The organism is Pseudomonas sp. S06B 330 (assembly GCF_002845275.2).
Lineage (GTDB): Bacteria > Pseudomonadota > Gammaproteobacteria > Pseudomonadales > Pseudomonadaceae > Aquipseudomonas.
Genome location: NZ_CP088149.1, coordinates 1,642,574 through 1,662,264, shown reverse-complemented (window position 1 = coordinate 1,662,264; position 19,691 = coordinate 1,642,574). Strand labels below are relative to the sequence as shown.

The window sequence follows — 19,691 nt, the reverse complement described above, 5'->3', positions numbered from 1 at the left end:
CGTAACGCCCTGTCCAGAGCTTTGACGTGCTGGCCGACGCCTAGTGCTCTTCGTCACCAGTAAGTTGTTGCGCATCACGCCCCTGCAGGTTCTCCCTACTCCGCTCATCAGATTGTGCCAGCGGAGCAAATACTTCCACTGCGTTTCTACCCCCCTTCTTGGCGCGGTACATGGCTTCGTCGCCAAAGTGAAATAAGTCACGCATATTGTCGGCCTGGTCGGGATACATCACTACGCCGATACTCGACGAAATATCCAACTCCACGCCATTGTCCATGACAAATGGTTTTTCAAGAATACGACGGATCTTCTTCGCGACCTGAAGGGCCTCGACTGTCTTGTGGGCATCTGGCAGGAGGATGATAAATTCATCGCCACCTATGCGCGAAGCGGTATCAGAAGCGCGCAGCACCGAGCACATACGTACTGCGACCTGTTTCAATAGCCAGTCACCGGCCTCATGCCCGTGCTGGTCGTTGACCGCCTTGAACCTGTCCAGATCAATAAAGAGTAACGACAACGTACGTTGCTCTCGATTCGCGAGCGCGAGCATCTTGGCAAGCTGGTCTTCGAGCATTCGGCGATTGGGCAGGTCAGTCAGTTGGTCGTAGAACGCCATTTTCCGGATGGTATCTTCAGCGACCTTGCGCCGGGTGATGTCCCGGGAGCTACCAACGATGTGGGTCGGTCTGCAAGCGTTGTCCAGCATGATATTGGCCACTACCTCAACCGGGACGCGATGACCGTCCTTGTGCCAGACAGACAGCTCAATGCCGATGAAACGGCCCGTCAGGTCGCCTTCGTCAATACGCCGCAGGTGTTCTGCCACAACTTCGTTCCATAGGTAAACCGAGTCTGGCGGCATCGATTGAAGCAGCGGAACATTGAATGTTTCTTCCTGCGTCCAGCCACGCAACCATTCAACCGAGGGGCTTATATAGCTGTATCGCATGGACGGATATTGGACAACCCAGATTACATCGTTGCTGTTTTCCGCCACCAGGCGATACAAGGCCTGACTTTCCGCCAATGCCTCGGCAAGGCGCGAGCGCTCAATGACCAATTGTGCGAGTTTAGAGTAGTCCACCAGCAGGGCGAGATCATGGATGTCCGGGGCTGCGGGCTGGCGCTGATACAAGGCGAAGACGCCGAGAATAGTGCCCTCATTGTTTTTTATCGGCTGGGTCCAGGCCGCCCTCAGGCCGAAGGCGAGAATGGCTTCACGAGTTGAGCCTCGATACGAGGAATCGCTGGCGATATCCTCAACGATGACGGTTTCCCCGCGGGAAACGGCAATCGCGCAAGAGCCGTTCATATCGTCAATCGGTACGCGTGCCGTAGCGCCGAACCATGCCTCAGGCAAATGGGGTGCAACACAGCCGATCAGTTCCTTGCCATTGTCAGCCACCAGATACACAGCGCCCGATACACCGACACGGTAGTCATCAATGATGCACACCATGGCGTTCAGCACTTCCGACAACGTGGCATTCTGAGCCAGTTTATCGAGCACCAGGTTGTTCAGTCTAAGCGAGTGGTTGTGCGCAACCAGTTCTTTCTCAGCGGCCTCACGGGCAATGGTTTGCTCATGCAACTCGGTCACGTCGGTGGAAAAACCGATCAAGGCCAGCGGTTGATCCGGTAGTTGCACCGGCACCTTGATCGACGCGTAGTAATGTTTTTTTCCATCAGGTGTTGTGACGACTTCCGTAGCGCTTTGCTTGGTACCCGAGGCAAACACTTGGCGATCCATGACCCAGAAATCATCGGCGACCTTAGGCGGCAAGATTTCGCGGTCTAGTCGGCCGATGATCTGTTCAGCCGGCAAACCGAACAAGTCAGCGGTCTTCGCATTGGCGTAGACAAATCGCCGTTCGCTGGTTTTGAAGTAAACATAAGCGTCCATGGTGTCCAGGACCAGATCCAGCAGCGCCCGCTGTGCGCGATTCTGATGAATAAACGTCACCAGCAGCCACTGCAGGATGCACAGACAGATAAAGGCAAATACCGAGAAGATCACCTGAATTCGCCAGTTGAACAGGTACTCATCCTTGCTCGCACCGACCAGTTGCAGCCACTGGTCATTGTGCATGGGGGCCAACACGGCAAGGCGCTCCAGCCCGTCCACCGGCGAGCGGTAAAATTTCACCTCCGCCCCGTACCGGGAGTCCTGAAAAGAGGCGCCGCCAAGGGGGATCAATCCACCGCTGTATACCTCAGCGGGGTCGTTCGAATACATGTAGCGATACAATATTTTATTCGTTCGCCGGTCTATAAAATTCAGGATTCCGTTCTTGCCCAAATCAAATCCCCGAGCGACATCGGCATTGAGCAAATTCGACAAGCTATGGAGGCTGGTGAAACCGACGACACTCCCCAGCAGGTCCCCTTGCGTGGATTTGATCCTCCGATACATCACTATCCCCCCACCACGCAGTTCAGGTATTTGCGGCCGGGAAACAAAAAAGCTGGCTGTCTCTGCCCCGCTGTCCATGAACGCCCGATACCGAGACCAGTTCTTGTAGGAGGAGGCCGCCAACACGCTCGGCGGCAAAGCAGCGCTCAGCGGTACATCAGTGGCGAAGGTAACGATATTGCCAGCGGCATCTAGGACGATGACGGTATCCAGCCATGCCTGCTTCAACTCCTTTTGCAGCAGCGCTTGTTTTCGCGGCAGATCCATACCAAGGAGACCCATGGCCTCACCGATCGAAGAAAGTTGATAGTTCAGTGTTATCTCGAGCTGATCAAAGCTGCGTAAATGCATCGACGAGACGTTTTTCAGGCTTTGCACCACCCTGGCTTCAATCCAGTTATGCTCTAGGTACAAGTAAACACCCGCACACGTGCCCTGAACCAGTAAAGCCAGGATCAACACACCGCGTTTAGCGGCCAGACTGGAGAAAAACGAGTCTGTGACCGATCGTAGCCACGCAACAAAACCACTCATATAACCCCACCCAGATACGCCGGGCCTCGCCAAGTCGGCCACTATTTCCCAAACTGCTATGCTTGATCATCTTTGCGGCTCAGCCAACCAGCTCATTATGGCTGTTCCGACGGGAGGCTCGCAGGTGAAAAATCACTGAGTCAAAGCACACAGACCTGATGATTGTCGCCCACCAACGCTCCACAAGCCGCTCCCGCTCTTCTTCACCGAAAGAGCGGGTTACAAAATGGCTTGTTGGCTTTCTTACACTGTACCCAGCACATCAAACCGTTTTGAGCAAAATTGCGGCGAGTTCAATCATCATTACATTTTGAACTGCTTCACCAGATGGTTCAGATCAACGGCGAGTACCGAGAGCTCACCACTGGCGAGCGACGTCTGATGAGAGCCGGTAGCCGATTGGGTCGACAGATCACGGATGCTCACCAGGTTCTGATCGACCTGACGCGCCACTTGCGATTGCTCCTCGGCAGCCGTTGCAATCTGCAGGTTGCGATCATTGATGTGGCTGATCGACTCGGTGATTTCGGCAAGTGCAGCCCCCGCTGCCTGCGCCAGCAACAGGGTTTTGCCAGCCTGCACACTGCTATGGTCCATAGAAGTGACCGCCGCGTTGCTGCCGGCCTGAATGTTGGAGATCATTTTTTCGATCTCCTGGGTCGACTGCTGCGTACGGTGGGCCAGTGCACGCACTTCATCAGCCACCACGGCAAAACCGCGGCCCGCCTCACCGGCTCGAGCGGCTTCGATAGCGGCGTTCAGGGCCAGCAGGTTGGTTTGTTCGGCAATGGCACGGATCACATCAAGTACCGTGCTGATATCAGAGGCCATTACGGCCAGTTCTTTGACGTCAGCCGATGTCGACTCAACGGTGGAGACCATGTGGTTGATTGCCACCACGGTCTCATCGACTTTGATCCGACCACTCATAGCCGTACTGCTGGCTTGCGACGCTGCCGTAGAGGCCTCTGCAGCGTTGTTGGCCACTTCGTCGACCGCCGAACTCATCTCGGTCACGGCCGTGGCCGCCATCTCAATTTCGTCGGTCTGACGCAATAGGCCCTTGGAAGCGTCCTCCGTCACGGCATGCATTTCTTCCGAGGTAGCGGCCAGTTGAGTAGACGAATCATAGATCTTGGTAATTGCGTTGCGCAGATTGTCCTGCATCGTGGCAAGCGCGGCGATCAAGCGCCCCAACTCGTCACGGCCATCAACGTTAATATCGGCGCTGAAGTCGTTACTGGCAATGCGCTCAGCAATCAGTAGCGACTGGCGTACGGGAATTAATATGCTGCGGGTGTAAAGCGTAGCGAGTAAAATACTTGCAACCATTGCTACGGCGATGAAAACTCCAACTAGGGTGCGCAGGCTTGTGTAAGCGGCATCGGCTGCAGCGCCGGCAGCTTTAGCCTTTTCCTCGTTGACGTCGATCAACTGCTGAAGGTGGGTGAATATGCCATCGTGTACACGTCGGACTTCGGAGTCGGAGAGTTGGATAGCACCTTCAAAATCCTTGGCCGCAATCAAGGCCAAGTATTTTTCTTCAACAACGTTGAATTGGCTAACAGCCTCTTTCAGCGCGCGGAAGATTTCCGGCGCCTTAGCCGTCACGACCAAGGGTGAGAATTGGTCCAGCTCTTTCTGAATGGCATATTTAGTCGCGGTGATACTGGCAATACTCTTGGCCTTTACCGTGGCAGATTCCAACGGGTTACGCAGCTTGCTGTTTTCATTACGCAAAGTGACAAAATCGCGCCCAAGTCCACCTAAAATCTTGAAACTAGGCACGACATTTTCTTCAACAAGCTTTTCTGCCCGATTCAGGTCAGAGGCCTTGCTGATAGCAAATAACCCCATACCGCTGATCAACAGGCAAAAAAAACCAAAACACAGCATCGAACGAGGAGCAAGATTAAGTGTACGTAGATTCATTATTATATGTCTCGATAAATTGACCGGAACGAGTCAAGTCCTTGAACGCAGAAAGAGTACGCAACACCTCAGCGTGAGCAAACTGACGGGTGTCAGTAAGAACCGTAATATTGTTCATCCGCTTGGCATTAACACCCAGTTGATAGACGCCCCGCGTACCACTTAAATCAGTGCCCGATGATCTTCTTTGACCTTGACATCATTATCGTCAACGACGCCTCGGCAACGGCCAATTTGATGTGCGATGAACGCTCCCGATTCTTGCGCCATGACAACGGAAACTGATGCGTTTGGGTTAGGTGACATACCCCTTGTATGACTACATCCGCGCGCCGAACATTTTTTGCTCTGGCATCAACTAATCATTATTTCGCTGTAGAACGGTTAAATAGAACTCTCGGTATCACACCGAAATTAACGCCTCACCAGCCCCACGAGGCTCAGCGTCAAATTACCGCAAACCGCCCCCGCGTAGAGTGCGAACAGTATGATCAGCGACACTGGCATAATGTGCTCTTCGTACCTCTTGCGCAGGCCTAGCCAGAAGCTAAAACAGTAACGCATGCCCCCCCACCACGCTGCTCTGAAAAGGCATGATTCGCGGTTCGCGGAATGCTGAATAATGCTGAAAAGTTCTGAGCGCTTATGAAAATCACCGCGTTAGTGCGATTTCGTCAGTGAAATATCACACCACAGGGCGAACGTGGGGAGAGCAAATGAGGGCGCGAAACCTGCAGAATGCAAAAAGCCCCCGACCTTTTCAGGTCGGGGGCTTTTCTAAATGTGGCGGTGAAGAAGGGATTCGAACCCTTGATACAGTTTCCTGTATACACACTTTCCAGGCGTGCTCCTTCAGCCACTCGGACACTTCACCGTTTCTCTTCAAGCAGTTCAGCCTGTCGAGGCGCGCTAATGTAGTCGAAACAGGTTCTGATGGCAAAGGTTTTTTTCAGAATATTCATGCGCTTAAGCCAATTCGGCAAAAAATCACGGCACACAGGGCAAAGCTGCCAATCTCTGGCGTGCTTCGGCAGCCCGTCAGCACCTCCTCCCAAGTTATACGCTAAAGCGGCCAATGGCTGACCGGTCAGTCAGTCACAGCGCTTTACCTGACTGCCCGGCCTGAGTAACGTCTGCCCCACTCTCCCTTTAGGAACTGTGTCATGAGTGAGCTGATTACCTACCACCTCGAAGACGGCATCGCGACCCTGACCTTGAACAACGGCAAGGTCAACGCTATCTCTCCAGACCTCATTGTTGCCTTCAACACCGCCCTCGATCAGGCCACGCAGGACCGTGCCGTGGTAATTGTCACCGGCCAGCCAGGGATTCTTTCCGGCGGCTATGACCTCAAGGTAATGACCGCAGGCCCAAAAGAGGCCGTTGCCCTGGTCACGGCCGGCTCGACCCTGGCCCGGCGCATGCTCGCTCACCCGTTTCCGATCATTGTCGCCTGCCCTGGCCATGCGGTGGCCAAAGGTGCATTCCTGCTGCTCTCGGCCGACTATCGCATCGGCGTTGAAGGCCCGTTCAGCATTGGCCTGAACGAAGTGCAGATCGGCATGACTATGCACCACGCCGGGATCGAGCTGGCCCGTGACCGCCTGCGCCGCTCGGCTTTCCACCGCTCGGTGATCAACGCCGAGATGTTCGATCCAATCAGCGCCGTGGATGCTGGTTTCCTCGACAAGGTGGTGACGGTCGAGCAGCTGCAGGAAAGCGCCCTGGCCGCTGCCCGGCAGTTGAAGAAGATCAACATGAACGCGCATAAACACACCAAACTCAAAGTGCGCAAGGCGCTGCTCGAGACCCTCGACGAGGCGATCATCCGCGATCAGCAACACCTGGGCTGACCCCTACCAAGGCCTGATTGCGTTTACTTACACAATCAGGCTGATCCTACAGCATTGAGCGTTTGCTCGTACAAGTGCACACCCGTACACTGCGCCGCGTTTGCCTGGTGTGAGTCGTTCAATGCTTTTTCTTATCCGCATGCTCTTGTTGGGGCTGCATTTTGTTCTTATCGGTATTGTCGGTGTGTTGATCGGCCTGTGTCGGCCCTTCAATCCGGACAACAGCCGTATCTACGCGCGCCTGTATGGGCTGCCCGCTACCTGGCTGATGCACCTGGATGTCAAAGCCGAAGTTGGTCCGCTGTTCGACCAGCCGCCTGGCTGCGTGATTGTCGCCAATCACCAGTCCAACCATGACTTGTTTGTGTTGGGCCACGTGGTGCCGCCGCGAACCGTGTGCATCGGCAAAAAAAGCCTGAAATGGGTTCCGCTGTTCGGCCAGCTGTTCTGGCTGGGCGGCAATGTGCTGATTGATCGCGGCAATGCCTATCAGGCGCGCCGTGCCATGCAAACTACCACGCGCACCTTGTGTGAGAACAACACCTCGATCTGGGTGTTCCCCGAAGGCACGCGCAACGCCGGTGAACAGCTGATACCGTTCAAAAAAGGCGCCTTTCATATGGCGGTCGAAGCCGGTGTGCCAATCGTGCCCGTGTGCGTCAGCCGCTACGCCCGGCGCTTGAGCCTGAACAGCTGGCGGCGCAGTAAGGTCATCATCCGCTCACTGCCACCGATCGCCACCAGCGGTCTGACCCAGCAGGACGTGCCAGCCCTGGCCGAGCAATGCCGACTGCAGATGCAACGCTGTATCGATCGGATGGAAGCTGAATTGCCGCAGGCATGAGTGGTTGCTGAAATCTGTGGGTCAGACCAAGCTACTGGCACGCAAATCAGAAGAAGCGAATCACCATGGGACGAGTCGTTGCGTCGGCGGTGTACAGCGCCGGCAGAAAAGTCACCAACATCAGTATCGACGAAGGCAGTCAGTGGGCCAGTAAACCTGGGCATTTCGTCTGGATCGGCCTGGAAGAGCCCGACGCTCAGGAACTGGCCAATCTGCAATGCCAGTTCAACCTGCATGAACTGGCCATCGAAGATGCCCTGGAAAAACACAGCCGGCCGAAGCTGGAAACCTTCGGCGACGCGCTGTTCATCGTCACCTACTCGCCCGTGCGCCAGGCAGGCAAGCTGGAGTTCATCGAAACCCATATCTTTGCCGGCAATGGCTACATCATTACTTGCCGCAATGGTCACTCCAAATCCTACGCCCTGGTCCGCCAACGCTGCGAGGCACGTCCCTTGCTGTTGGAACACGGCGAGGATTTCGTCCTCTATGCCCTGCTTGATTTTGTCACCGAGAACTATCAACCGATCGCCGAAGCGATCCACGGTGAGATCGAAGAGCTGGAACAGAGTGTGCTCAGCAATTCCCTACAGGAAGAAGACATCCGTCGCCTGCACAGCCTGCGTCGCGACATCCTGCGCCTGCGCCGCTACGTCGCGCCTATGGTTGAGGTCAGTGAAGAACTGCAGCGCCTGACCTTTCCATTTATCGACAAAAACATGCGCCCGTACTTTCGCGATGTGCAGATCCACGTGACCCGACAAATGGAAGACCTGGCGGGGATTCGTGACATTGCCAGCCAGACCATCGAGATCGGCATGTTGCTGGAGTCATCACGGCAAAGCATCGTCCAGCGCAAGTTCGCCGCCTGGGCGGCGATCCTGGCATTCCCCACCGCAGTGGCAGGGATCTACGGGATGAACTTTCAGAACATGCCGGAGTTAAGCTGGCACTACGGCTATTTCGCCGTACTTGGGGGCATCGCCGTGGGCTGCACGGCGCTGTTCGCCAGCTTCAAACGTTCCGGCTGGCTATAGGCAACCTCAGGCCGAAGTCCCCTGAGGCTTGTGCGCGACGAAACGCATCATCCATTCGGCAACCGTGCTGCCCTGGTGCTCATGCGCCAGGCTGTCGATGCCCTTGCGGTACACCTCTTGGCCAAGGTTGTCCTGGCGCAGTTCAAGCAGCGCCCGCGAATAATCGTGAATGAATTCAGGGTGCCCCTGGAAGCACAAGACCTGATCGCCGATGTGGTAGGCCGCATTCGGGCAGAAATCGCTCGAGGCAATCACCGTGGCGTTTTCCGGCAATCGAGTGACCTGATCCTGGTGACTGATCAACAAGGTCAGCTCCTCGACCTGTGGGCTCATCCACGGTGCTTTGGCGTTCATAACATAGCGGTGGGTCCCCACCCCCCAGCCCTGTGTCGAACGCTCGCTCTTGCCGCCCAGTAGCAGCGCCAGCAGTTGGTGGCCGAAACATACACCCAGCAACTTGTCGCCGCGCTGATAATGATCCAGCAAAAACGCCTTGAGCTTTTCAATCCATGGATCATTACCGAACGAGTCGGCCTTGCTGCCAGTCACCAGGTAGGCATCGAATACCTGGTCATCATCGGGGTACTCGCCGTTCATCACGTTGTAGACGTGAAATTCGGCGGCGATCGGCTGGCGGCTGAACAGTTGCTCGAACATCCGTCCGTAGCCCTGATACTGCCCGACCAACTCGGGTCGCAGGACGTCGGTTTCCAGGATGCAGATGCGTAACGACATAAAAATAGTCCTGAACGACAAAAGGCGGGATTGCCCCCTAGAGCCTGCCCCGAATAAGGCCTGCAAGCAAGTAGGATGCACTGACGAACGGTCACCGGTAGTGGATCCCGTCGCACTGTGTGCGCAAGCGTCTAGCAAGGGGAAAAGTTAGTGAATGGCACAAGGCCTCATAACTGAAAAGCACCCTAATTTATATCGAAATACTAAAGCGTTCTAAAACACTGCTGACGCTGACCCTAAGGTTAGTTGTATACCCATTAGCAAAGGTTCGCGTCTGGACGTCAAACCGCGTTACCCGTTTGCCGGATCGACGACAAGGAAGCCACTGGGCACTCAGGAATAACAACAAAAAGGCGGTCAGCCATGTTCAAACAACCCAAAGTACGCCAAGCCGGGCTCATTCTCTTCGCCACGACATTGCTGTTGATCCTGCCGAACCTCTCACGCTTGTTCGGCTAGGCTCTGTATGAAAAGTTTTGAGACGAAGGTCAGGCAAGGCGAAAACAACCGAGGAAGCGGAGTTTACGGGTTGTAAATGAGCATTCCGAGGCTGTTTTCAACGCAGCATCACCGAGTATCAAGGCTTTTCGTACAGGGCCTAACGTCACTATGGCCCTGTATGGCCCTGCACAGGTACTCTGCCAGCTCTGAACCGCTGGAGATTGCCCGTGCGCCATTGCCTTGTCCTGTTGTTGTCCCTGCTCTGCCTGCCCCTGCAGGCGGCGCAACTGACCCTGGAACTGGGAGGCGCCAGTCGCCACTGGCAAAGCACCGAACTGCTCGCCCATCCTAAGGCGCAGGATATTCAGGTCGACAACGACGTCTCCTACAAGAAAACCATGCACTACCGCGCGGTGCCGTTAGCAGCATTGCTTGCAGGCGTATCGCCAGACGATCACCTGCAAGCGGTTGCCGATGACGGCTTTGCCGCCGAAATGCCCGCAGCACCGTTGCTCAAGGACGGTCCGGCACGGGCGTGGCTGGCTATCGAAGACCCGGCCAAGCCCTGGCCGCCGTTAGGCGCTGGCAAGCACAGTGCCGGTCCGTTTTACCTGGTCTGGACCAATCCGCAAGCCAGCGGCATCAGCCCCGAACAATGGCCCTTTCAGGTTGCCAGCATTCGCCGCCTGGCGCCGGTCGCCGCCCGTTTCCCGGCGCTACTCCCGGCAGCGGATCTGGCTAAGGACGATCCGATCAATCTGGGCTTCGCCCTGTTCCAGAAAAACTGCCTGGCCTGCCACCGCCTCAATGGCGCGGGTGATGCGCAGTTCGGCCCGGACCTGAACCTGCCGCACAATCCCACCGAATACTTCCAGGCGGCGTTTTTACGTCGCTACATTCGTGATCCACAGAGCCTGCGCCAATGGCCGCAGGCAAAAATGCCTGGCTTCAGCAGTGCCGTGCTCAGCGAGCCACAACTCGATGCATTGATTGCTTACCTGGCGCACATGGCCACACGTAAACAACCCTGACCCTCACTGCTGCTGGGCGCCGAGGCTCGGCAACACCACGACTTTAGCGTGCATCTGCTCGCAACCACCGCCTCGGCGCATGCCTCGCACCGGGCAAGCGTCCAGATAGTCCAGGCCAACGGCAAGCTTCAGGTGCCGCTCCGGCTTGGCCAGTTGATTGGTCACATCGAAGCTGTACCACGCACCATCCAGCCAGGCTTCGGCCCAGGCATGGCTGGCCATCTGCTGGCTTTGGCTGTCAAACAAGTAGCCTGAAACATACCGCGCGGGCACTCCAAGGCTGCGCGTGCAGGCCAGAAACGCATGGGTGTGGTCCTGACACACGCCCTCGCCCCCCGCAAACGCCTGGGCAGCGCTGGTTTCCACTGCGGTGCTGCCAGGTCGGTAGGGCATGCGCTGGTTCAGCGCATTCATCAGATCAATCAACGCTGACCGATCACGACGCTTGCGGCATTGCTGGCTGGCAAAGGTACGCAGCGCTTCATCAGCCTCGGTCAGGCGGGTGAAACGCAGGAACGGTAACGACGATTGCGCCTCGTGCTCGGCTTCGCGGCTTTCATCGATGTCGACCAGACCGCGCGCACCGATCACCAGATCCGAGTGCGGCTCTTCCAGGCTCAATACGTGGAGGATATTCCCGTACGGGTCCAGTTGCGCACGCACTGGGCGTGGCAGGTCCAGCTGCCACGCCAGTATGTGCTGACGCTCGCTGTCATGCGGCGTCAAGCGCAGGTACTGAATGCTGGTGCGCACCTGGTCTTCATAGTGGTAGGCGGTTTCATGGCTAATCGTCAGTCTCATACAGCCTCCAGGTAAGCGCTGTGGATGGCGTTGCCCAGTTGGCGGACCAATGGGATGTAGTGGTTAAGCCAAGGGTGCAGGCCTTCGGCGAGGATCTCGTCGATGCCGGTGTAGCGCAGCCGTGCATCCACCTCGGCGGCCAGGCGCTGGGCAGCGCGACCGTTAGTGCCTGGCAGACTGGCGAGAATCAGATCGATTTCCTCGGTGCAGGCACGCAATGAGCGCGGCACGTCGGCGCGTAACAACAGCAACTCGGCGACATGGCGGGCAGCCGGCGCGTCACGATAGAGCTCGGTGTAGGCTTCGAACGAGGACAATGCCCGCAGCAAGGCGCTCCATTGGTAGTAACCACGGGCCGAACTGTCACTGACCGCCTCGGCCTCTTCACCGAACATTTCGTAGCGAGCATCGAGCAGACGCAGGGTGTTGTCGGCACGCTCGATAAAGGTGCCCAGGCGGATAAAGCGGAAGGCATCGTTGCGCATGATGGTGCCGTAGGTGGCACCACGAAACAGGTGCGAGCGCTCCTTGATCCATTCACAAAAGCGGCTCATCCCATAGCGGCCCAGCCCCTGCTCGGCGATGCCACGGATCTCCAGCCAGGTGGCGTTGATGTTTTCCCACATGTCGGCGGTGATCCGTCCGCGCACCGCATGGGCACTGGCCCGTGCTGCGCCCAGACAACTGTAGATGCTCGCCGGGTTGTCCGGATCGAGGGCGAAAAAGTGCAGCAGGCGCTCGGCATGCAACTGGCCGTGGCGCTCCAGGTAGTCGTCCAGAGTGCCGGTAATCAACAGGGGCATGGCCATTTCATCCAGACCATCGCCGCGACCATCCTGAGGCATCAACGACAGTGAATAACTGACATCGAGCATCCGCGCGAGGTTTTCCGCCCGTTCCAGGTAGCGTGACATCCAGTACAAATCAGAGGCAGTTCTACTCAACATGGCTTAATCCTCGACCACCCAGGTGTCCTTGGTACCGCCACCCTGAGACGAGTTGACCACCAGCGAACCCTCACGCAATGCGACCCGGGTCAGCCCCCCTGGCACCACGCGGGTTTCACGGCCAGACAGCACGAACGGGCGCAAATCAATGTGGCGCGGCGCAATGCCGTTTTCCACAAAGGTTGGGCAGGTCGACAGTGACAGGGTTGGCTGGGCGATATACGCCGCGGGACGGGCTTTGATTCGCGCGGCGAAGGCCTCGATTTCAGCGCGGGTCGCGGCCGGACCGACCAACATGCCGTAGCCCCCCGAGCCCTGGGTTTCCTTGACCACCAGCTCCGGCAGATGCGCCAGCACGTGGGACAGTTCCTCCGGCTTGCGGCACTGCCAGGTGGGAACATTCTTGAGGATGGGTTCCTCATCGAGGTAGAAGCGGATCATGTCGGTGACATAGGGGTAGATCGACTTGTCATCGGCCACCCCGGTGCCGATGGCATTGGCCAGCACGACGTTGCCGCAGCGATAGGCCGAGAGCAGCCCGGGCACGCCGAGCATCGACTCGGGATTGAACGCCAACGGATCAAGGAAGGCGTCGTCCAGGCGCCGGTAGATCACATCAACCGCCTTGGGCCCGTCGGTAGTGCGCATGAACACCCGCTCATCACGGACGAACAGGTCAGCGCCCTCAACCAGTTCGACGCCCATTTCCCGGGCCAGAAAGGCGTGTTCGAAGAACGCACTGTTGAAGCGCCCCGGCGTCAGCACGACAACGCTGGGGTCATCCAGCGGGCTGGCGCTTTTCAGGGTGTCGAGCAGCAGATTGGGGTAGTGGTCGATCGGTGCGATGCGCTGAGCAGCAAACAGCTCGGGAAACAGCCGCATCATCATCTTGCGGTCTTCCAGCATGTAACTGACGCCACTGGGGGTGCGCAGGTTGTCTTCGAGCACGTAATAGCTGCCGTCACCATCACGCACCAGATCGACCCCCGAGACATGCGCGTAGAGATCGCGGTGCAGGTCGAGCCCCTGCATAGCCAACTGGTACTGCTCGTTAGCCAGCACCTGCTCGGCCGGAATGATCCCGGCGCGAATGATGCGCTGGCCATGATAGAGGTCAGCAAGAAACAGGTTCAGGGCCTTGACCCGCTGAATACAGCCACGTTCCACCACCCGCCATTCACTGGCGGGAATACTGCGAGGGATGGTGTCGAAGGGAATCAGGCGCTCAGTGCCCTGTTCGTCGCCATAGAGGGTGAAGGTAATACCGGCGCGATGGAACAGCAGGTCGGCTTCACGCCGACGTTGTGCCAGCAGTTCCGGCGGGGTGTCGGCCAACCAGCGGGCGAACTCCCGGTAATGCGCACGGACCTGGCCGTCTGCGCTGTACATCTCATCAAAAAAGGTGCGGATCATGCCGAACTCCTTGTCACCCGAGCACCTAAGCCTTCGCAAGCCCCGTGCCAGCGGCATAATTCCTTTGATTTCAATCGGTTGTATTTTCAAAGACGAGCGGTCGCACCAGATGCGTGCAACCGCTACGACTACGCTGTGATCAACGCTTCATTGCGAGGCGTTGTTCAGGCCAGCGGGCGCTCCTGTTTGACGCCCCAGCCTTCGATTTCACCGCCCAGTGGCGCGATCACGGCTTCGAAGTCCTGCTCGAACTCACCGATACCGCCGTAGGTGGCGTACATCACTTTGCTTAACTCAAGGTGCCAGGCACCATCATCACGCTCATGCACCTGGGCGCTGAGCGATTCCCCGCGAAACTGTCCCGCTGCCCGTCGTGCCCGTGCCTCATCAGGAAAAACTGCATAGAACTCAATGGGATGAATCTGGGCAAAGTTGAAACCGCCCTCTTTCATCTGGCGTAGAACCGTGCTGCTGATGTCCTCGTATTGGCTGCTCATGAATCGTCCTCCTAACTACCGATGGATAGACTTTCAGTGCAAAACGCACCTGCCCGTCACACAAGACGTGTGAGGGCAATTCGAGCTGATGCATGACGTGGATCGGCAAGCCCGGGCGCTTGCAAAAAAACGGCCCGAACTTGATTGCAGCGTAGCGCCAAGTTGCCCAGCGCGCCAATGGGCGGTTTCAAGGCGCTGGGGTAATCGCGGTAATCTCGACTCCGTTCTGTTCCTTGAGCCATTTGGCCGTGGGCATTGAGGCGCGATCCTCATAGTCGGTGAGGTCCAATTCACTGATGACCGGATACAGGTGGGCGCGAATATGCTGCGCCGCTTCCTCGATGGAGGGTGGGTGATCACAGGTGCACGGCAGCACGTTTTGTTCGCCTTTTTGATCAACAAAGGTAATGACCCATGCTTTCATCAGATTCTCCTCAGTTCAGACACGCAGAGTGAATCGACTTACCTTCCGTTGACCTGCACCACGGGGGAATGTTCAGTTACGGCGATCGTTGGCCATTGCAAAAAAAAGAGGCCCAGTGGGCCTCTTTTGTTTAGCAACGGAATACTGCTTACTCCGGCGTTCCGTGGACTACACCCGCGGTGTTGTCGAGCAAGCTCTTGGTCGCAGTCTGGATGAACGACTCAAGCTTGTGGGTCAGGTCCTGCTGGTCCGGGCTTTCGATCAGCTCGGCCTTGAAGTTAGCGCCCAACTCGTAGCGGTACATGCGTGGCGCCATGTCCTTGGACTCGATCAGGATGCGATCTCCCTTGATCAGGCCAACCACTTGCTCGCTGCCCGATGGTTTGATCATGCCAAAGCCTTGATCACCCGCCGGCAGGTTAAGCAGGTCACGCCCCCAGCACTGGTGACGGGTTTCCCCACCCAGACGGCCCATGATGGTCGGGACGATGTCGATCTGGGTACCGACGGTGTGATTCACCGCACCGAACTTCTCCTGAATGCCTGGGGCAATCAGCAGCAGCGGTACGTTAAAGCGGCCCAGGTCGAGTTCGGTCACTTGCTGGTGGTTACCAAAGCCGTGGTCACCCACGATGACGAACAGGGTTTCCTTGAAGTACGGCTCTTTGCGCGCCTTCTCGAAGAACTGGCCCAGCGCCCAATCGGAGTAACGCATGGCGGTCAGGTGTTCATCCAGGCGACCTTGACCGGTCACAGGTTCTACCGGCAGATCGGCAGGCAAGGCATACGGGGTGTGGTTGGACAGCGTCTGCAGCAGCGCATAGAACGGCTTCTTGCCGTAGTTCTTGGCCAGTTCTTCAGCACTGCGGTCGAACATGTCCTGGTCAGACACACCCCAGGTCGGATCGGAGACCACCGGATTGACGAAGTCATTGCGCCCAATAAAGGTGGTCATACCCTGGTTGCCGAAGAAGCCGGACTGGTTGTCCCAGGCAAAGTCACCGTTGTAGACGTAGACATCGTCGTAGTCACGAGCGCTAAGCAGTGCCGGCAGACCGGACAGCTTGTGACCCCCTTCCGGCGTCTGCATCAGGTACTCGAAACCTGGCAGGTTCGGGTAGCAGGCCATAGTGGCGAACATGCCCTGGTGGGTATGGGTGCCATTGGAGAAGAAACGGTCGAACAGCAGGCCTTCTTTGGCCAACTTGTCGAAGTACGGAGTGATGTTGTTCGGGCTGCCCAAGGCGCCCACCGAATGACCGGCGAAGCTCTCCATGAGGATCACCACGACGTTCTTGATCGGCAGGGTGCTGTCAGCTGGCGGAGTGAAATCACGGCGCACCGCAGCTTCATCGGCATCAACCAGTTTGTCGTTTTCAGTCAACAGCATGTCACGCACGGTCTGGGTTGCCAGCGATTGCTCGATGGTCGACTTCCAGACGTTGGCGCGGTCCTCGCCGAAACGGCTCTTGGCCGCGTCGATCAAGGTCAGGGTGCCATTGAGGCCCAATTGGTTGACGAAGTTCGAGTCAGTGGTGAAGGCATCGCCCCAGCGCATCGGCGGGCCCTGACGCAGGGTACCGCGAGCAGCGATCACCGCCACCAGCAGGATCATGAAGAACACCACGCCACGCACGTACCACGGAGCCACGGCACGGCTGCCGGCAGCCTGGTTCTGGTCGTTACCACGAGGACGGGTCAGACGGTCTACGCCCTTGAACAGCAGGCTCAGCAACCAGGTGCCGAAAATCCACGCCAACAGGTAACGCACCACCGGGAAGCCGTACCAGAGCATGCTCAGTACAGTCTTGGGATCTTCCTTGACGTACTGGAACACCAGGCCGTTGAGACGCTGGTGGAACTCGCGGTAGAAGTCCAGCTCCATCAGGCCGAGGAACATCACAATGCTCGAGGCCAGGGTCAGCCACACCCGGAACAGGCCACGGGCCGCCATGGCACGAGCACTGAGGGTAGCCAGCAGCAATGGAATGCTCAGGTAAACAACAACGCGCAGGTCAAAGCGCAGGCCATTGAGGAAACCCTCGGCCACGGTCGACATCGGGGTGTCACCGATCATGTCGTTGTTGTAGATCAGCAGCGCCAGGCGTACCAGGCTGAGCATAATCATGATCACCAGGCCACACAGCAAGGTGTAGGCCAGGTGCGATTTTAGCGTTGGTTGCAGCGGGCGCGACGCAGCCCGCTGATCACTCAAGGCGTCCGTGTTAGCCATGGATTGGAAGATCCCTAGGATTCAGATTCAAAGAAGGCGAAAAAACGAATCGGCAAATGTGCACTAAACCCGAGGGTAATGCACGGCCATTCGGCGAACGGATAATTGCGCGCGCGGATTTTCCATAATCGAATGTGAAAATTTCGTTGTCCGACAGGGCGCTTAAGTTACCGAAGATGACAAGCCAGGCTTACGGTATCGTTGTCATTGGTTCATCGTTCAGGGCGTCACGCCATGTATTACCGCTACCTACCCAGCCCACTTGGCCCGCTGTTGCTGGCCGGTGACGCGCAGGGCCTGCACCTGCTGCACATGGATGCTGCACAACCGTGGGAGCTGCCCGTGTCATGGCAGCCAGCGTCGCATCAACTGGATGAAGTGGCCCAGCAGTTGGACGAATACTTTGCCGGCACGCGCGAACAGTTCGAGGTGAAGCTAGCCCCCGTAGGAACGCCGTTTCAGCATGAAGTCTGGCACGCCTTGCAGCGCATACCCTACGGTACCACTTGCAGCTATGGAGACCTGGCGCAGCAAATCGGCCGGCCACGCGCCGTGCGGGCGGTCGGTACCGCCAATGGCGCCAACCCGATCGCGATCATCGTGCCCTGCCATCGGGTCATCGGCAGCAATGGCACCCTGACCGGGTATGCCGGTGGCGTGGAGCGCAAGCAGATGCTACTGGAGCTTGAGGGCGCGTGGTTGATTTAAGTGTGGACCAATCTACATCCGCACATCCCCTCGTGGCCCGGCAATCGCCCAGATAATCAAGCCAAGCACCGGCAGTAACACAATCAACAGGATCCAGAGGATCTTGCTGCCCATGCTGGCACCGCTTTTAACCACATTGATAATGGCCCAGATATCCAGTGCGAAGATTATCAGGCCTACCAGGCCATTGAATGTCGAACCCATGCTGTCGCTCCCTTGATCAAGTTTGCCCCAAGGATAGCTGGCTATGAGTCCAATAGAAGCTATTCGTTGGCCGCGCCGCGAACGCACTGGTTAGACTCCAGGCATCGATTTGATTCAGTGAGGTTTATATGCCCCCCGCTCAAAGCTCCAGTGGCCCTGCCCAGGTATCACTCTGGAACGCCTGGTTGCACCAGGCACAAAGCACCCCTTGGCTGAGCGCCGGGCTGGGCCTGAGTCTACTGGCGGTGCTTGGCTTGTTGATGGCCAGCGCCTGGAATGCCGTGCAGGGTGATCACCAAGAAAACCTGCACATGGCCATGCTGGGTGGTTTGGCTGGGTTTGCTGCGACGGCGTTAGGCGCAATCATGGCGGTGGTGTTACGCGAAGTCAGTGCACGCAGCCAGGATGTGATGCTCGGCTTTGCCGCCGGGATGATGCTCGCCGCCAGCTCGTTCTCGCTGATTCTGCCGGGGCTCGATGCCGCGCGCGAAATTACCGGCAGTGGTCCCTACGCAGCGCTGACAGTGGTGGTAGGCATGGGCTTGGGCGTGCTGCTGATGCTTGGCCTTGACCGCTTTACCCCTCACGAACATGAGAGTACCGGCCCCTGCGGGCCGCAGGCTGAACGTATCAACCGAGTCTGGTTGTTCGTGCTGGCAATCACCCTGCACAACCTCCCCGAGGGTATGGCCATCGGCGTCAGCTTTGCCAACGGCGACCTTAATGTGGGTCTACCGCTGACCAGTGCCATCGCCATTCAAGACATTCCTGAAGGCCTGGCCGTGGCCCTGGCCCTGCGTGCTACGGGGCTTTCGACGTTGAAAGCCGCCTTGGTAGCGATCGGCTCCGGGCTGATGGAGCCAATCGGCGCAGTCATAGGCCTGGGGATTTCCACCGGTTTTGCCATCGCCTACCCGGTGAGCATGGGCCTGGCGGCTGGCGCGATGATCTTCGTGGTCTCCCACGAGGTGATCCCGGAAACCCACCGCAACGGCCACCAGACCTCAGCGACCCTCGGTCTGATGGGCGGCTTTGCGGTGATGATGTTCCTCGACACCGCCCTCGGTTAAACGTGTACCGCCACCCGCAGCGCTTCCAGTGCAGGCGCTGCGACAATCCCCACCTCGGCGCACAACGCCAGTACGCGCGGCACATCGTTGCCGCCGACCATGACCATCTGCAGCTCATCATCGAGCAACTGGCTGAAGTTCATCAGCACATAGCCGCCGGCCTCCTTGTTCATCGCCCCCATCTGTACCTGGATCCGGTTGAGGGCGGTCAATGGCTCGACCTTGGCCAATTGCTTGGGCTTGAGGTTGAAGGCCACGCTCTTGTCGAAGGAGTCGACGATCTGGGCGAACAGGTCCTGGTAGGTGTCGGCCTGGAACAGCACCGTGTCTGGCAAGCTGCCGACGACGACCCATTCCCCCAGCGGGATCGGGAAGCTGTCGTCGTAGTTGATATCCGGGTTGGCGGCGAGGAAGGCTTGCGGGTCGGCATAGGCTTGGGCGGCTTCGTCGGCGATGCGCGCGATGTCTTCTTCGCGCAGGCAACCAGCGCTGATTTTGCCGATGAGTTCGACCAGTTGGGATTTCATGAAGGGGCCCTGCGACACTGAAAAAAGTCGCCAAGGATAGCCGC

The 19,691-nt window shown here is 57.6% G+C and carries 17 protein-coding genes, 1 tRNA gene and 1 pseudogene; 6 read left to right on the top strand and 13 right to left on the bottom strand.

Annotation, left to right across the window (positions count from 1 at the left end):
• Positions 1 to 40: 40 nt before the first annotated feature.
• The 4 genes and pseudogenes from CX511_RS07760 to CX511_RS07750 form a co-directional block, all read right to left on the bottom strand.
• Entirely contained in the window at positions 41 to 2,950 is a 2,910-nt protein-coding gene (locus CX511_RS07760) for a diguanylate cyclase (protein WP_101292122.1), read from the bottom strand.
• Positions 2,951 to 3,253: 303 nt separating this feature from the next.
• The gene (locus CX511_RS25585) at positions 3,254 to 3,982 is read right to left on the bottom strand and encodes a methyl-accepting chemotaxis protein (RefSeq protein ID WP_409077877.1); all 729 of its coding nucleotides are present in this window, start codon (positions 3,980 to 3,982) and stop codon (positions 3,254 to 3,256) included.
• Positions 3,983 to 4,111: 129 nt separating this feature from the next.
• A pseudogene (locus tag CX511_RS25580) lies at positions 4,112 to 4,846 on the bottom strand (MCP four helix bundle domain-containing protein); the annotation flags it as partial.
• A gap of 820 nt (positions 4,847 to 5,666) precedes the next feature.
• Positions 5,667 to 5,756 (bottom strand) — tRNA-Ser (locus CX511_RS07750).
• Positions 5,757 to 6,045: 289 nt separating this feature from the next.
• Between CX511_RS07750 and CX511_RS07745 the strand changes: the two genes are divergently transcribed.
• The 3 genes from CX511_RS07745 (at position 6,046) to CX511_RS07735 (ending at position 8,616) form a co-directional block, all read left to right on the top strand.
• Positions 6,046 to 6,735: a crotonase/enoyl-CoA hydratase family protein gene (locus tag CX511_RS07745; protein ID WP_045187044.1), complete on the top strand. Its 690-nt coding sequence runs from the start codon at positions 6,046 to 6,048 to the stop codon at positions 6,733 to 6,735.
• A 121-nt stretch (positions 6,736 to 6,856) separates the two neighbouring features.
• Positions 6,857 to 7,579: a lysophospholipid acyltransferase family protein gene (locus CX511_RS07740; RefSeq protein WP_045187042.1), complete on the top strand. Its 723-nt coding sequence runs from the start codon at positions 6,857 to 6,859 to the stop codon at positions 7,577 to 7,579.
• A 65-nt stretch (positions 7,580 to 7,644) separates the two neighbouring features.
• On the top strand, positions 7,645 to 8,616 hold the full coding sequence (locus CX511_RS07735; protein ID WP_045187039.1) for a magnesium and cobalt transport protein CorA: 972 nt from the start codon (positions 7,645 to 7,647) through the stop codon (positions 8,614 to 8,616).
• 6 nt (positions 8,617 to 8,622) lie between these two features.
• Here CX511_RS07735 and CX511_RS07730 read toward each other — a convergent pair whose 3' ends face one another.
• Positions 8,623 to 9,351, bottom strand: a complete 729-nt coding sequence (locus tag CX511_RS07730; RefSeq protein WP_045187036.1) for an amidotransferase — start codon at positions 9,349 to 9,351, stop codon at positions 8,623 to 8,625.
• A 668-nt stretch (positions 9,352 to 10,019) separates the two neighbouring features.
• Between CX511_RS07730 and CX511_RS07725 the strand changes: the two genes are divergently transcribed.
• Positions 10,020 to 10,823 carry a c-type cytochrome gene (locus tag CX511_RS07725; RefSeq protein ID WP_101293023.1) on the top strand — a complete coding sequence of 268 codons (804 nt, stop codon included), beginning with the start codon at positions 10,020 to 10,022 and terminating at the stop codon, positions 10,821 to 10,823.
• A 3-nt stretch (positions 10,824 to 10,826) separates the two neighbouring features.
• Here the strand turns inward: CX511_RS07725 and CX511_RS07720 are convergent, their stop codons facing one another.
• The 6 genes from CX511_RS07720 to CX511_RS07695 all read right to left on the bottom strand — a co-directional run bounded on the left by CX511_RS07720 (position 10,827) and on the right by CX511_RS07695 (position 17,138).
• Positions 10,827 to 11,624, bottom strand: coding sequence for a transglutaminase family protein (locus tag CX511_RS07720; protein WP_045187032.1), 798 nt, complete (start codon positions 11,622 to 11,624; stop codon positions 10,827 to 10,829).
• Positions 11,621 to 12,571 carry an alpha-E domain-containing protein gene (locus CX511_RS07715; RefSeq protein WP_045187030.1) on the bottom strand — a complete coding sequence of 317 codons (951 nt, stop codon included), beginning with the start codon at positions 12,569 to 12,571 and terminating at the stop codon, positions 11,621 to 11,623. The genes CX511_RS07720 and CX511_RS07715 overlap by 4 nt, the downstream gene beginning before the upstream one ends.
• Before the next feature lie 3 nt (positions 12,572 to 12,574).
• Positions 12,575 to 13,984, bottom strand: coding sequence for a circularly permuted type 2 ATP-grasp protein (locus tag CX511_RS07710; protein WP_045187028.1), 1,410 nt, complete (start codon positions 13,982 to 13,984; stop codon positions 12,575 to 12,577).
• A 164-nt stretch (positions 13,985 to 14,148) separates the two neighbouring features.
• The gene (locus CX511_RS07705; protein ID WP_045187026.1) at positions 14,149 to 14,481 is read right to left on the bottom strand and encodes a ribonuclease E inhibitor RraB; all 333 of its coding nucleotides are present in this window, start codon (positions 14,479 to 14,481) and stop codon (positions 14,149 to 14,151) included.
• Positions 14,482 to 14,668: 187 nt separating this feature from the next.
• Positions 14,669 to 14,905, bottom strand: a complete 237-nt coding sequence (locus tag CX511_RS07700) for a hypothetical protein (RefSeq protein ID WP_045187020.1) — start codon at positions 14,903 to 14,905, stop codon at positions 14,669 to 14,671.
• A 148-nt stretch (positions 14,906 to 15,053) separates the two neighbouring features.
• A complete protein-coding gene (locus CX511_RS07695) occupies positions 15,054 to 17,138 on the bottom strand; it encodes an LTA synthase family protein (protein WP_101293024.1) in 2,085 nt (694 codons plus the stop codon).
• Between the two features lie 234 nt (positions 17,139 to 17,372).
• Between CX511_RS07695 and CX511_RS07690 the strand changes: the two genes are divergently transcribed.
• Positions 17,373 to 17,846 (top strand): methylated-DNA--[protein]-cysteine S-methyltransferase, encoded by a 474-nt coding sequence (locus CX511_RS07690; RefSeq protein ID WP_045187015.1) that lies wholly within the window; start codon positions 17,373 to 17,375, stop codon positions 17,844 to 17,846.
• A 12-nt stretch (positions 17,847 to 17,858) separates the two neighbouring features.
• Here the strand turns inward: CX511_RS07690 and CX511_RS07685 are convergent, their stop codons facing one another.
• Entirely contained in the window at positions 17,859 to 18,050 is a 192-nt protein-coding gene (locus CX511_RS07685; protein ID WP_045187011.1) for a PLDc N-terminal domain-containing protein, read from the bottom strand.
• 128 nt (positions 18,051 to 18,178) lie between these two features.
• On the opposite strand from CX511_RS07685, the gene CX511_RS07680 reads away from it, so the two are divergent.
• A complete protein-coding gene (locus CX511_RS07680) occupies positions 18,179 to 19,120 on the top strand; it encodes a ZIP family metal transporter (RefSeq protein WP_045187009.1) in 942 nt (313 codons plus the stop codon).
• Here CX511_RS07680 and CX511_RS07675 read toward each other — a convergent pair.
• The gene (locus tag CX511_RS07675) at positions 19,117 to 19,647 is read right to left on the bottom strand and encodes a hypothetical protein (protein ID WP_045187007.1); all 531 of its coding nucleotides are present in this window, start codon (positions 19,645 to 19,647) and stop codon (positions 19,117 to 19,119) included. The two genes, CX511_RS07680 and CX511_RS07675, sit on opposite strands and share 4 nt — an antisense overlap.
• Between the last annotated feature and the right edge of the window lie 44 nt (positions 19,648 to 19,691).

Coding starts and splice junctions, on each gene's coding strand:
- CX511_RS07760 (WP_101292122.1), bottom strand. CDS start 2,950: ATGAGTGGTTTTGTTGCGTGGCTACGATCGGTCACAGACTCGTTTTTC.
- CX511_RS25585 (WP_409077877.1), bottom strand. CDS start 3,982: ATGGCGGCCACGGCCGTGACCGAGATGAGTTCGGCGGTCGACGAAGTG.
- CX511_RS07745 (WP_045187044.1), top strand. CDS start 6,046: ATGAGTGAGCTGATTACCTACCACCTCGAAGACGGCATCGCGACCCTG.
- CX511_RS07740 (WP_045187042.1), top strand. CDS start 6,857: ATGCTTTTTCTTATCCGCATGCTCTTGTTGGGGCTGCATTTTGTTCTT.
- CX511_RS07735 (WP_045187039.1), top strand. CDS start 7,645: ATGGGACGAGTCGTTGCGTCGGCGGTGTACAGCGCCGGCAGAAAAGTC.
- CX511_RS07730 (WP_045187036.1), bottom strand. CDS start 9,351: ATGTCGTTACGCATCTGCATCCTGGAAACCGACGTCCTGCGACCCGAG.
- CX511_RS07720 (WP_045187032.1), bottom strand. CDS start 11,624: ATGAGACTGACGATTAGCCATGAAACCGCCTACCACTATGAAGACCAG.
- CX511_RS07715 (WP_045187030.1), bottom strand. CDS start 12,571: ATGTTGAGTAGAACTGCCTCTGATTTGTACTGGATGTCACGCTACCTG.
- CX511_RS07710 (WP_045187028.1), bottom strand. CDS start 13,984: ATGATCCGCACCTTTTTTGATGAGATGTACAGCGCAGACGGCCAGGTC.
- CX511_RS07705 (WP_045187026.1), bottom strand. CDS start 14,481: ATGAGCAGCCAATACGAGGACATCAGCAGCACGGTTCTACGCCAGATG.
- CX511_RS07700 (WP_045187020.1), bottom strand. CDS start 14,905: ATGAAAGCATGGGTCATTACCTTTGTTGATCAAAAAGGCGAACAAAAC.
- CX511_RS07695 (WP_101293024.1), bottom strand. CDS start 17,138: ATGGCTAACACGGACGCCTTGAGTGATCAGCGGGCTGCGTCGCGCCCG.
- CX511_RS07690 (WP_045187015.1), top strand. CDS start 17,373: ATGTATTACCGCTACCTACCCAGCCCACTTGGCCCGCTGTTGCTGGCC.
- CX511_RS07685 (WP_045187011.1), bottom strand. CDS start 18,050: ATGGGTTCGACATTCAATGGCCTGGTAGGCCTGATAATCTTCGCACTG.
- CX511_RS07680 (WP_045187009.1), top strand. CDS start 18,179: ATGCCCCCCGCTCAAAGCTCCAGTGGCCCTGCCCAGGTATCACTCTGG.
- CX511_RS07675 (WP_045187007.1), bottom strand. CDS start 19,647: ATGAAATCCCAACTGGTCGAACTCATCGGCAAAATCAGCGCTGGTTGC.